Annotated in this window: 11 protein-coding genes; 1 reads left to right on the top strand and 10 read right to left on the bottom strand. The window is 26.9% G+C overall.

Translation table 11 applies throughout. The annotated features are described in order from the left end of the window. Nucleotides 1-78: 78 nt before the first annotated feature. The 6 genes from FVE74_RS04820 to FVE74_RS04795 form a co-directional block, all read right to left on the bottom strand. Nucleotides 79-1,176 carry an RNA-guided endonuclease TnpB family protein gene (locus tag FVE74_RS04820; protein ID WP_147003472.1) on the bottom strand — a complete coding sequence of 366 codons (1,098 nt, stop codon included), beginning with the start codon at nt 1,174-1,176 and terminating at the stop codon, nt 79-81. A gap of 373 nt (nt 1,177-1,549) precedes the next feature. Then, nucleotides 1,550-2,758: a PD-(D/E)XK nuclease family protein gene (locus FVE74_RS04815; RefSeq protein ID WP_147003471.1), complete on the bottom strand. Its 1,209-nt coding sequence runs from the start codon at nt 2,756-2,758 to the stop codon at nt 1,550-1,552. A gap of 37 nt (nt 2,759-2,795) precedes the next feature. Further along, complete coding sequence (locus tag FVE74_RS04810; RefSeq protein ID WP_018498995.1) at nt 2,796-3,503, bottom strand: hypothetical protein; 708 nt, start codon at nt 3,501-3,503, stop codon at nt 2,796-2,798. A gap of 24 nt (nt 3,504-3,527) precedes the next feature. Beyond that, nucleotides 3,528-4,469, bottom strand: a complete 942-nt coding sequence (locus FVE74_RS04805; RefSeq protein ID WP_147003470.1) for a helix-turn-helix transcriptional regulator — start codon at nt 4,467-4,469, stop codon at nt 3,528-3,530. 74 nt (nt 4,470-4,543) lie between these two features. Then, entirely contained in the window at nt 4,544-4,876 is a 333-nt protein-coding gene (locus tag FVE74_RS04800; protein ID WP_147003469.1) for a hypothetical protein, read from the bottom strand. A gap of 54 nt (nt 4,877-4,930) precedes the next feature. Beyond that, nucleotides 4,931-5,674, bottom strand: a complete 744-nt coding sequence (locus FVE74_RS04795; protein WP_147003468.1) for a hypothetical protein — start codon at nt 5,672-5,674, stop codon at nt 4,931-4,933. A 220-nt stretch (nt 5,675-5,894) separates the two neighbouring features. On the opposite strand from FVE74_RS04795, the gene fucO reads away from it, so the two are divergent. Further along, nucleotides 5,895-7,043: a lactaldehyde reductase gene (gene fucO / locus FVE74_RS04790; RefSeq protein ID WP_147003467.1), complete on the top strand. Its 1,149-nt coding sequence runs from the start codon at nt 5,895-5,897 to the stop codon at nt 7,041-7,043. A gap of 89 nt (nt 7,044-7,132) precedes the next feature. On the opposite strand, the gene FVE74_RS04785 is transcribed toward fucO, so the two are convergent. The 4 genes from FVE74_RS04785 to FVE74_RS04770 all read right to left on the bottom strand — a co-directional run bounded on the left by FVE74_RS04785 (nt 7,133) and on the right by FVE74_RS04770 (nt 13,509). Continuing rightward, nucleotides 7,133-7,690 (bottom strand): NADPH-dependent FMN reductase, encoded by a 558-nt coding sequence (locus FVE74_RS04785; RefSeq protein ID WP_147003466.1) that lies wholly within the window; start codon nt 7,688-7,690, stop codon nt 7,133-7,135. A gap of 241 nt (nt 7,691-7,931) precedes the next feature. Then, nucleotides 7,932-8,363: a MarR family winged helix-turn-helix transcriptional regulator gene (locus FVE74_RS04780; protein WP_147003465.1), complete on the bottom strand. Its 432-nt coding sequence runs from the start codon at nt 8,361-8,363 to the stop codon at nt 7,932-7,934. Between the two features lie 189 nt (nt 8,364-8,552). Next, entirely contained in the window at nt 8,553-11,570 is a 3,018-nt protein-coding gene (locus FVE74_RS04775; RefSeq protein WP_147003464.1) for a type I restriction endonuclease subunit R, read from the bottom strand. A 37-nt stretch (nt 11,571-11,607) separates the two neighbouring features. Further along, complete coding sequence (locus tag FVE74_RS04770; RefSeq protein WP_172617437.1) at nt 11,608-13,509, bottom strand: restriction endonuclease subunit S; 1,902 nt, start codon at nt 13,507-13,509, stop codon at nt 11,608-11,610. Nucleotides 13,510-13,584: the final 75 nt, after the last annotated feature.

Below are 13,584 nucleotides of genomic sequence, written 5' to 3'. Positions count from 1 at the left end.
CTTGGGAAGTACCTGCTTTTGTTAGCCAAATATATTTACCAAGCTCTTCGGGTAGTTCCTCCCCTGTCTTTTTATCTCCTAATATTTCAACATCAATTTCCCAATGTTTTTTATATTTAGTGCCGCATTGTAATCTCTATCAATCTCAACTCCACAGCACTCACATTTATAGCTTCTTTCTGATAATTTCAGTTCCTCTTTAATATTTCCACATTTACTGCAAGTCTTCGACGATGGAAACCACTTATCTATCTTCAAAAATTGTTTCCCTAAAAACATCAACTTATACTCAAGCATTCTCAAAAACATTCCCCATCCATTATCTCCTACACTTTTCCCAAAATTTAATGTCTGGCTCATCCCTTTCATATTCAAATCCTCAACAACCACAGCATTATATGTTTCAGACAATTTTTTCGACAACTTATGTAGAAAATCTCTTCGACAATTCTTGATATACTCATGCAATTTTGATATTTTCTCTTTTTGTCTATACCAATTTTTAGAAAATTTTACTTTCCTTGATAATGATTTTTGTAATTTCTTTAATTTTTCTTCTAACATCCTAAAATATCTTGGATAATCAGCCCTTTGGTTTTCAGAGCTGACAAATAATTCAGACATTGAAAAATCAAGTCCAATTACTTTATCATTACCAGTTACTTTTTGAATTTCTTTTTCAAATTCTGTCAAAACAGAAACATAGTAATTTCCATTACTGTTTGTTAGTGTTACTGACTTTATCTTGTAATCCTTCGGTATTTCTCTATGATATTTTAATTTAACTTTTTTCAATTTTGGCAAAACCAAATATTTGTTTTCCTCTATTCGTATCGAATTATTCACACAATTTGTCGTATAACTTTTAACATTATTCTTTTTAGATTTGAATCTTGGAAACTTTGCTCTCTTCTGAAAGAAATTCGTAAACGATCGTTTTACATTCAATTGAGCATTTGAAAGTGCCAAACTATCTACTTCTTTCAAAAATTTATTTTCACTCTTCAAACTTGCAGGTGTAATTATTTTATTTTTTCCAGTTTCTTCATAAAATTTATTCGCAGTATACAAAATCGTATTGTAGACAAAACGAACACATCCAAAAGTCTTGTTTATCAATAATTCTTGCTCCTTATTTGGATAAATTCTGTATTTGAATGCTAAATTATATTTCATAAAATTACACCTCCTTTTGATTTTGAATATTATTTCTTTAGAAATTTTATCATTAATGATTTCTCTTCAATATTTTATACAAAAATTTTATCATGGATGTATCCTTTTTTCAATTTTTTTTACAAAAAAAGCAATTCATCTCCCACTTATAGAAGTCGGAGACTTCTTGCTATCTTTTTGTTAAAAAAAATTCTAAAGCAGGTTTTATTATTTATTTTTTACTTGTAAAAGGTAAACTTTCTTTTAAAAAACAGAAACTAAATTTTATTCATTTGCTGTTAAGAAGTCAAAATTTTATTGTCAATTTTCTTTTTAGCCATAACAAAAACCTCCAAATATTATATAGTTATTTTACCATATATTATTTAGAGATTTACACAAAAATTTTTACACACCCTTTTAACAAAAGATTTAAAGCATATTGAAGGATTTTTATTTTATCTTTACAATCATCAATATTTTCAAATTCTAAATATCCTACTGTCATATACTGACCTGCTCTAAAATATTTTTTCTGAAACTTTTCATTTTTTAGTATATTTTCGAATTTTTTTATATTTTCTGGTTTATTTTCGCATTTTAGTATATCTTTCGACTCATTTTCTAATTTATTTTTTAATTTAGAAAAAAGTTCCTTACGTTTTTCGGAAGCAATTGTTACTTTCTTTTCGAAATCTTCTTTTGAAAGTTCTTTATTATTTTTATTTTTTTTAGGAATTGAATATTTTATTGCAATTATATTTTTCTGATTATATTGTTCTATTTGTAAATAAATATCTTCATCAGAAGTTTCTGTTAATTTATTAATTTTTTCTTCACTTAAAGGAAACCACCACATTCCCATAAATCCACCTGATGAGTTATTCACATAACCCCAACTACAATCTTTTTGTCTTCCAATAGCATGTTCTAATAAATTTTTTTCGTTTTTTAATTCTTTAAAAAATCCGATATAACAGTTTGAATTCCAGTCTTCCAAGTTCTTTTTTTCATATGAATTTACATCTGTTTCTATATTGCTCAAATAATTATGATAATTTTCAAATATTGAATTATTAATCTTATCCTTGTATTCTTTTAATAATTCTAGGATGTTTTCTCTTCCTAATATTACATTCACACCATTCTCTTTTAATCTTTCCATATTATCTTCATCGTATATTTTATAATAAACTACTTTTATTTTAGCCCTACTTCCATTATCTTTTTCATTTTTTTCAGATATTAATTCTCTATATCTCTCAATCTGATTGCTATGTAAACCTGTTCCCACTTTATCTTCTATTATTACATACATGTCTACTATTGGATTTATATTATTCCCTTTAGTTATAAATTCTGTTTTATTCTGAATTTCCAATAGTACGTCTATTTTCTGATATTGTCTTTTTATATTCACTTTCCTATCTTCGAGCTTTTCACCTAACATTTTTTCAATAAATTCAGTTGCAAGTGATTTTAATTTTTTTTCATCTTCTGATAAACTATTGTCATCAAAATTTACCCAGTTACATAACCAACATATAAAAGCATCCTGTGACAGCTCTGACGTTGCAAAATTAAAAATATTGTTTCTTTCCATTCTAAATCCCTTCTTTCTATAATATTAATTAATTTATTTATTTAACTGAATCTTCCACAATGTAAGCAATAATATTTATGAAATTTTCATTTTCTGGATATATTTGCAGTCCCCAAAGAAATGCCCGCTCATTAAGAATATTAGTCATTATTTTAGCAATATCTTTTATCTGAGTCAATTCGATATTTTTTCCTGCTGTTATATTCAAAAATATTTTATAAGTTTTATTTTTATCAAAAGTTTCCAGCTTTAGTTTTAGGTTTTGCAAGAAATCATCAAAAGTTTCTAAATTTCCTTTTTCAAAAATTACGAAAGATTTTGAGGTTTTTTGAAATACAGTTTTTAAGTCCGCTAAATCAAGAGTAACCATTCCTTTTGCTGTTAAAGTTTTTGTTATTCCGTTGATTCCATTTTTTAAATCTTCTGAAGATTTGCATTTTATGATAAAGTCTGTTTTTGAATCAAATAGGTCAGTATAGCCATTTTCAATATCGTAAATGCCAGTAAAAATGTCGTTTTTTTCAGTATTTCTGATTATTTCTAAGGCAAAATTTTTATCATTTTCAAAATATGTATTTAAAATTATCAAAATTACATCTGTATCTTGAAAATTTATTTTTAAATCTTTGTAGTCATTTTTAATTGTAATAATGCTTATATTTTCATGTGTAATTATTTCTTTCTCAATAGTGCTTAGAGCTGTTTCTCCTAAACTTATAATTTTTATTTTTGGTATTTTTTCCATAAATTTTCTCCTTTTTATAGAAATTTATTTTAAAATTTTGTATTCAATAACGTAATCTCCCTGACTTCGTAGCCACATTTCCGCTCCAAAACTTCCATAAACTTCGATTTTTACAGTATAAACTGTAGTTTCCCGATTATTTTCTTTAACTATTTTTTCATCCAATATTTCTGCAGTTGGAAATTTATCAAGCACATACTCGATATAGCCTCTGTATTTAAATTCTATTCTTGTAAGAGGTCCTGAGTGCATAAAGTGTATGTATTTTCTAAATTCTCCATCTTTAAATTTGTCAGAATAATTTAGGATTTTAAACTTCTTGCCTGTATTTTCTATCTTTTTCATTCTATCAATTCTAAAAATTGCAGGATATTCTTCTTTATTTTCAATATATCCAATTAGATAAAAATAATATTCAGAAAACATTATTGACAGTGGCTTTATTCTGTATTCTTTATATTGTTTATCTTTTTTTGTATAATTTAAATGCACCCATTCTTGGTTTTTTATACATTGCGCTAATTTCCAAATGCTTTCGAGTAGTTTCTGTCCATGTTGTAAAGGAATATAATTCACCTTTTCACTATTTATCAAATTTTTTATTATCTCCCTATCGTTTATTGAAGAATTATTAACTAGTTTCGTTATTAATTTTTCAGTTTCTTCTTTATTAAAAGCCCGACTTTCAAGGATAATTTTACTTATAGCCAAAAGTTCTTCGTTTGTAAAAGCTATCTTGTCATTCTTTTCAAGATAATAACCTTTTTTTGAACTAGAATATTTTATATCCGATTCACCTTCTTCAAAAAAATAATTCCTCAAAGTAGCTATATCTCGTTGTATCGTTTTTTTATCAACTCTAAATTCATTAGCTAAATCACTTCTATTCACTATCTCTTTTTGATTCAACCTTTTCATTATTTTTAATATTCTAATCGATTTTTCCTCAGAATTTTCATTTTTCATGATTAAGATTAAGCCTTTCTAAAAAATTCTTCTCAACGTTTTAATTATACCTTGATTTATCACTTTTTCAAAATTTAAAACTTTTTCCTAATTTTTCTATTACTTCGAAATCTTTTCTTTAATCTCTTTTCTTCAAAATATTCTACATATTCCTCTCTTATGTCTCTACAATTTTTCATTTTATTAAATTTCTCAATTTTTTCCGTTATTTTATCAACCATTTTTTTTATATCTTTTAATGAACTATCTAGATTTACTGTAAAACACATTAATGGAATTTCATTATTTTCACAATCAATATCTTCATAATTAACTTCCTTAAAATTAGGAAATATATCTTTTAATTCTTTCTGAATTAATTTTATTGTCTTTTCTTCGATTTTATTATCATTAAACCATTTTAACAAAAAAATAATTATTTGTTTTTTTATCTTCTGCAATTAAATTTACACAAAAACATTCTATAAAAATTCATGTTTCAACCATTTTATATAATCAAAACAACGATATACATCATAATCTTCAAATTTTTTATTTATATAACTTTCTAAAACTAAATATAAAGATAAATTTTCGTTAATACTTACACCAAAATTTTTCTTATTTTCCTGATTAATTTGATTGTAATAACTGTCAAAAATACTGTCGTCTATATATTTTTTTGAATTTTCAAATAAAGTTAAAAATTTTTCTTTATCGTATAAAATACTTATTTCTTCTACTTCTTCCTTTTCATACCTAGAAATTAAATCAGATGAAAAATGAACAATTTTTACATTATTCTCTTCGTTTTCTTTTAAATTCTCATATTTTTTTAATAATTTAATTAATTTCCCATTGTATTCATTAAAATCTTTTGAATATTCGTAATAACTAAAATCTCTGAAATATATATATTTTCTGTTTCCATTTTGATTCCTATTTAAAATTAACAAAATCGGACAATTACCTAAAATTCTATCAATAAAAGTTCTATTTTCAGAATAATAATTTTTATTTGAAAAATGTATCTCAATATCTTCTGTAGTTAACTTTTCTCCTAAAATTTCCTCAATAAATTTTTTTGCCATATTTTTTAAAGCCACCTTACTGCTATTATTTGTAGTCTCAACATTTAACCATTTTATCATCCAATATAAAAAAATATCGGTATCAAACTCAGCGTTATAAAAAGCATCATTTTTAACTAATTTTACATTACTCATTTTCCCCATCTCCTCAACTTTATTTTTGTTATCTAATTATACTTTTTATATGAGACATATTTTGTCCCTTTAGAATAAAAATTTATTTTTTTAAAATTTTATAACTACAATATCAAATGCAACATTTTTTCATCTTGACAACAACAATTTTCGAGATACAATTATATCAGAAAGAGAAAAAAATAATTAATATTTCTATAATAAAAGGAAGTGACTTGTTATGGTAAACCGTATCATTTTAAATGAAGTATCTTATCATGGATTTGGAGCAATTGAATCTATTCCAGGTGAAGTGGAAAAAAATAAATTCAAAAAGGCTTTTATTTGTACAGATCCTGGATTAATTAAGGTTGGAGCAGCTAAAAAAATTACTGATGTACTTGATAAATCTAATTTAGAATATTTAATATTTTCTGATGTTCAACAAAATCCTACGATTGAAAATGTAAAAGCTGGAGTTGAAAAATTTAAAGAAAGTGGTGCAGATTATATTATTGCAATTGGTGGAGGTTCTGCTATGGATTGTGCCAAAGCTGTGGCAATTATTATAAATAATCCTGAATTTTCTGATGTTCGAAGTCTTGAAGGAGTTGCAGATACAAAAAATAAATGCGTTCCAATTATCGCAGTTGCAACTACAGCTGGAACAGCTGCCGAAGTTACAATAAATTATGTTATAACTGATGTTGAAAAAAATAGAAAATTTGTCTGCGTTGACCCACACGATATGCCAATAGTTGCAATAGTTGACCCAGGAATGATGATGACAATGCCAAAAGAATTAACAGCTGCAACTGGACTTGATGCACTAACTCACGCAATTGAAGGATTTACAACAAAAGCTGCTTGGGAAATGACTGACATGTTCCATTTAAAAGCAATTGAATTAATAGCAAAATATTTGAGAAAAGCTGTGGAAAATGATGAAGAAGCTAAAGAAAAAATGGCTCTTGCCTCATATCTAGCAGGAATGGGATTCTCAAATGTAGGACTTGGAATCGTACACTCAATGGCTCATCCTCTAGGAGCATTTTACGGAACTCCGCACGGTGTTGCAAACGCTATAATTTTACCAACTGTAATGGAATACAATGCTGAATATACAGGGGAAAAATTTAGAGAAATAGCAAAGGCTTTTGGAATAAAACACACTAGAAGAATGGCTCCCGAAGAATATAGAAAAGCAGCAGTAGATGCTGTAAGACAATTGGCACACGACGTAAATATTCCTGAAAATTTAAAGGGAATAATGGATATAAAAGATTTGGATTTTATCGCTGAATCAGCTTTAAATGATGTCTGCACTGGCGGAAATCCACGTGATACAAACTTGGAAGAAATAAAAGAACTTTATAAAAAATTATTATAATTTACAAAAAACTCCATTCGTTTTAGAGTGGAGTTTTCTATTCATATTAATTCCTAAATTTAAATATTTAATTTTATTAAAATTCAAGTCTACTTAATAAATTCCAAAAATTCTTTTACTTGTTTTTTCAAGGCTTCTTTATGCTCATCAGTTAAGTTCAATATTCCTGTTTCCCATGCTCCTGCTGGTGCGATTAAACCTGTTCCAGTTCCTTCCATTGGATTCATTCGAATATATGAGAATAATGTCGAAAGATTTTGTCTTACAAATTTTCCTTCAGTTGAACCTGCGATACTACTTACAGTTACTGGTTTTCCTGCTATTACTGTTGGTGTTTCCCTATCGAAAGCCACTAACGGACGAGATAGCCAATCCAATAAATTTTTTAATACAGCTGGATAAGAACCGTTGTATTCTGGCGAAACTACCCACACAGCATCTGCTTTTCCAACTTGTTCACGAACCTCTTTAATTGATCGAGGTGTTGGAAATTCTGTATCTTGCTCCAATAATGGCACATCTCTATAGTTTAAAAATTCCACATTCACATCTTTTTTCAATTCCTCCGCAATATAATCTGCAACTGTTTTATTAAATGAATTTTTTCTAAATGATCCTACGATTAATAATACTGTTTTTTTTGACATTTTATTTTCCTCCAATTTTTATTTTTTATAAATTATACTCGAACCTATTTAAAATCAAACTACTAAAATTGTATAAATTTAAATTTTTAGTAAATAGTTACAACTTTTGAGTTTGGTTTTAAAGAAGTTTTACTATACATTATCAAATACAATAATTTTTAAAATTTTTAATTTATATTTATTTTTAATACTCTCGAATTTTATAACGAACTACTTTCACTTTTCCATTAAGTTATTAATTCTAAATATCTTTAAATTTTTTCAAAATCCTAATTAACTCTCGCCTTTCCTCATCTGAAAGAATCCCGTAAGTTTCCTCTATTTCCTTACGATGCTCTGGTAAAAGATTCTCAAACAATTTTTCCCCTTCATCTGTCAGCCCTACCAAAAATGCACGTTTATCTTTCGGACAAGATTTTCGGTATAACCAACCCTTTTGCTCCATATTTTTCACAACAACCGTCATATTCCCTGAAGTAGAAAGCACCTTTTCAATCAATTCACAAATACGCATCTCACCTTTAGTATAAAGCACATCTAAAACGCTAAACTGCGAACTTGTAATTCCTTTTTCCCGAAAATCCTTTCCAATTTTACCATCAATTTTTTTCACAGCCCTCTGCAATACAATCTGCAAATGGATATCTGAATTCCTTTCCCAGTCAGTATTCATAATTTTCTCCTCCTAATTTATCACTAATTAGTAACAATTTATTTTATCACTAGTTAGTGATATTGTCAAGCAAATTTTATTTTTACTTTATCTATAAAAAAATTGCACCAATATATTGATGCAACTTCCTCTCTAAATTTACTATAACTTAAATCATAAATATTTAAAATAATTAATAATTTTGTTATTTTATATTCCTATAAAAATTTCTACCATTTTCTGTATTTTCTCTAATACAGATTGTTTTTTAGCCTCTCTTGCCCCTTTTCTTCGTGAAGTTGGTGGAAGAATACTATCTAATTCAGAACCAGCATAATCAACAAAACCTTTATTTATGGATTTTTCAATAAATCTTCTAGAATCTTCCTTTAAATTCTCATCTTTAACTAATTCATCAATTTTTTCCTTCTTTTCTTCTTTTGCGTATTTATAAAAAGCATCAAGAATTTCTCCATTATTTTTCAATTTTTTTAAATCTGTTTTGTTAATAAAATTTATAACTAAATTTTCTTTCGCTCTAGTTCCTAAACTTGTACGTATAACTCTTCTTATTTCAGATTTTAATGTTTCAATATCATCATGTTCTTTTGTCTTTTCTAAAATTAACTCTAAAATATAATCTAAATTAATTTCATCTGTTTTAAGTAAATCAATTTGAAATTCAATATCAGAAAAATCAATTCCTTCTTCGTTACTATCATCTTTTCCAGCATTTCTTATTTCTTCACAAATATCCACATAAACACTCTTCATATCCTGCATTTGTCTATCAGATATAATTTTCTCAAAATTTTCAAATTCATCGAAATTTTTAAGTATATTTTCTGTTTTAAGCAATTCTCCAAATAATTCTACAAATTCCTTTTTATCTTGAGTTTTTTCAATTTCAACAGGCTTTGGAAATTTTTCAACTATTTCATTACATAAACTTACATATCCTTTTATTGATTTTCCTGTTTCCTCATCTTTAAATCCCTTTATATAGTCGTTATAACTTTTTTCAAGAATTATATTTACACTATTTTCATCTCCAAAAGTTTTAATAGCATTTTTTGTAGCCTTTTCCAAATCTCTAAAACATACAATATTTCCAAAAGTTTTAACTTTATTCAAAATACGGTTTGTTCTTGAAAACGCTTGAATTAATCCATGGTATCTCAAATTTTTATCAACAAACAAAGTATTTAATGTTGGTGCATCAAATCCTGTCAAAAACATTCCCACAACAATTAAAATATCAATTTTTTTATCCTTAACCTTTTTAGACAAATCTTTATAATAATTCTGAAATTCACTTCCATTTGTTGAAAAATTTGTTTTAAAATAATCGTTATAATCAGATATTACTTTATCCAAAAATTCTTTCGCTGTCGATTCCATTGCACTTGGCTCAAAATTTTCATCAGGAATATCTCCTATCGCATTTCGCTCTTCATTCGCAGCAAAACTATAAATTGTCGCTACTTTCAGTCTTTTTTCTTCAGGCAAATTTTCTTGCTGTTTTTGAAATTCTTCATAATAAAGTTTTGCAGCTTCTACACTTTGAACAGCAAACATAGCATTAAAACCGTTTAGCCGTTTCTGTTTTATATTATAGTATTCATTTCTATGAGTTTTTGTATTATATACTTTTAAAATATATTCTACTATTTTAGAAATTCTCTCAGGATGTAACAACATTCTTTTTTCAAGTTCCTTGAGCTTTTTATCATCTGTTTCTGCTTCAGCCGCTTTAAATTTTGCCCTAATATCATTATAATCCACTTTAAATTTTAAAACCTTTTTATCACGAATAGCATCTGTTATAACATAACTATGTAATTGAGCTCCAAAAATTCCAGCTGTTGTATCACTTCCAAGAGCATTTTCAGGAAAAATTGGTGTTCCTGTAAATCCAAACTGATAATAATTTTTAAAAGATTTCCTAATATTTTTTTGTGCGTCTCCAAATTGAGAACGATGACATTCATCATAAATTATAACACAATGTTTATCGTAAATTTCATGGCTTGGATTTTTTTTGACAAATTCATTTAATTTTTGGATTGTCGTAACAACTATTTTGTTATCCTGTTTTTCAATACTTCGTTTAAGTTCTTTTGTATCTTTACTACCATTTACACTATCAGGCTGAAATTTCTGATATTCCTTCATTGTCTGATAATCCAAGTCTTTTCTATCAACCACAAAAAACACTTTATCAATATATTCAAGTTCTGTAGCAAGTTTTGCCGTTTTAAAAGAAGTCAAAGTTTTTCCTGAACCTGTAGTATGCCAAATAAATCCTCCAGCTTCAATTTTACCACATTTCTTATTTTGATAACTGGATTCTATCTTCCACAAAATTCGTTCAGTTGCTGCTATTTGATACGGTCGCATTATTAGCAAAATATCATTTGAATCAAAAACACAATATTTTGTCAAAACTTCTAAAATAGTTCGCTTTTCAAAAAATGTTGCTGTAAAATCTTTAAGATCTCTAATAACTTTATTTTTCGCATCTGCCCACTCACATGTAAATTCATAATGATTTTTATTCTGTGCCGTAGTATTTGCAAAATAACGAGTATAAGTCCCATTTGAAATTACAAAAATCTGAACAAATTTATAAAGTGAATTTTCATTATTGAAACTTTCCTTACTATATCTATGGATCTGATTAAATGCCTCATGAAGACTTACTCCACGTTTTTTCAATTCTATATGAACAAGTGGCAATCCATTAACTAATATCGTTACATCATAACGATTTTTATGCTTACCTTTTTGCTTAATTTGATTACAAACCTGTAAAATATTATTATGTATATTTTTTTTATCAATAATTTTTATATTTTTCAAATGTCCGTCATCAAAAATAAAATCATAGATATAATTTTCCTGAATCTTCCTAGTTTTCTCAATCATTCCGTCATTTGGACAATCAAGATATTCCACTAAAAATCTTTCCCATTCTTTATCTGTAAAAGCAACTTTATTTAATCTTTCAATTTGAACCTTCAAATTTTTATAAAGTTCCTCTGATGTCTTCCCATAAAATCTTTCATACCCTTGACTTTCTAAATCCCTTATCATCCCATCTTCAAGTTCTTTTTCACTCTGATATGTATCTTGAACTTGAAGTATTTCTTCATAATTAGCTAAAATAATTCCATTTGTCATCTCAGCAATTGTTGATCTTTCATAAATCGCACTTTTTTCCGACATTTAAACTCACTTCCTTTATCTTCCCCCTTTTAAATGTCTATTTTTCAAAATTCAATAATTTTTCCCTGTAATATTCATACTGTTTTTGTCTTAAGGCTATTTCTTTTGGTAAACCCTGTGATAAATCATTAACTAAAACATCAAATTTATCTAAAATTGATACGATGTGTTTTTGTACCGCTAATGATGGTAATGGGATTTTTATTCTTAGAATTCCATCTATATCAATCGTTGGAATACTTGATTTTCTAATATTTCTTGTACAATAGTTTGAAATTTTACTAAAATAATATTTTAAAAATTCCATATTTATAAAATCTAAATAATTATCTTTTAAAGTAAATACCATAAATTGCTGATTAATTACAAAATCTGTTTTTATTAAAGCATATTCTCCAATCGTTCCGATTATAGATAACACCATTGAATTACTTTTAAATACCTCTTTTTTCACTCCAGATTCTGAAATTTTTACATTTGCAAAATCTAAACTTCTTCCTCTCTGACGAATATCTTCTATTGTAAACCAATTTATAACACCATTTTCCCAATAAGACATTTTTTTTCTTGAAGGTGTATATCCTGTTCTTGTATTAAATATTTCATTTAATGTTTTCCACTCGACTTTATCACTTACATCAACGCCAGCAATTTTTGCTGCTTCTTTAAGTAATTCAAAAAATTCACTCGTTATTTGCCGCTGTGCTGTGCTGTGCTGTGCTGTGCTGTGCTGTGCTGTGCTTAAAGCATACCCTTCTTCTTTATCAAATGTCAAGAGTTTTTCTCGATAATATTCATATTGTTTTCTTCTTTGCTCTATTTCCAAAGGAAGTAGTCCTTTTGTATCAGAAAGAAGTTCCTGAAATCTATCTAAAATTTTTACAATTTTATTTTGGATAATAATAGAAGGCAGCCAAATTTTATAATTATCAGTAATGCCTGTTGATATTTGAGGTAATTTCCCTGATATTGCTTTATCTTCAAAATATTTTATATTTTTTTTCAAATAATAATATAAATATTTTATATTTAATATATTATCATCATTTGATGAGTAAGACCATAATTCATTTTTATGAGAAAAAGGTTTATCATAAAATTCAAAATCTATATTCCCACGTGATTTCACTATGATACTTGGTTTTTTAATTATATATTTTTTATCAATATTATACTCATCTATATTTGCTGTTGTTTTTCCACCTGCAAATATTTTAATTGGAGCATTGTCTTTATGAATTTCCTTCATTTCACCAGCTGTTATACTAAATCCCCTTTGTCTTATACAAACTTCTTTAATTGGTACTAATGCAAGTGTTCTATTTTCTTCGATTTCATAAATCTTTTTAGAAATTTTATTCAAATAATCTTCACTTAACAACATATCTCTATAATAGTTATACTGCTTATTTCTTGCCTGTAATTCTGCCTGTAATTCTGCCTGTAATTCTGTAACACATTTTGTGAAATTGTCAAGTATTTTTACAATTTTTTCTTGTATTTCTAGTGAAGGAATTGGAATTTTTATTTCTTTCATATTTGCTTGATTTATTTTAGGTGGAGTGCCTTTTACAATAGACGAAACATCCACTATTGATAAATAATAGTAGATATATTTTAAATTATATCTTATATTCAATTGACCTAAAACATGAGCGTGATTATTTACCCATATTTTTTTGTTGTTTATCCAATGTAATACTGGACTTTTATCTTTATTGATTACACTTCCATCTTCTCCCATTAAAATGAAACTTCCATCAAATATATAATTATTAACAAAACTCTGTATTCCATTTGCACCATAATACGGATATGTTCCTATTATCCTATCTTTTTTCGCAATAGGTTTTCTTTTATTATCTAAAATTTCACAAACTTCCCCCAATTTCTTCCACTCAACCTTTTCCCCCACTAAAAGTTTTTCCATAAATTTCATTATTTCTCTCCCTCTTTTAGTCGTTTTCCCTCAATTTTATTTTGTCGAGTGGCAATCAACAGAAGAGTCTTTTAC

The organism is Leptotrichia wadei (assembly GCF_007990445.1).
GTDB classification, from domain to species: Bacteria; Fusobacteriota; Fusobacteriia; order Fusobacteriales; family Leptotrichiaceae; genus Leptotrichia; species Leptotrichia wadei_A.
Note: the sequence above shows the minus strand (reverse complement) of the source record. Positions and strands in the feature narration are given on the sequence as shown.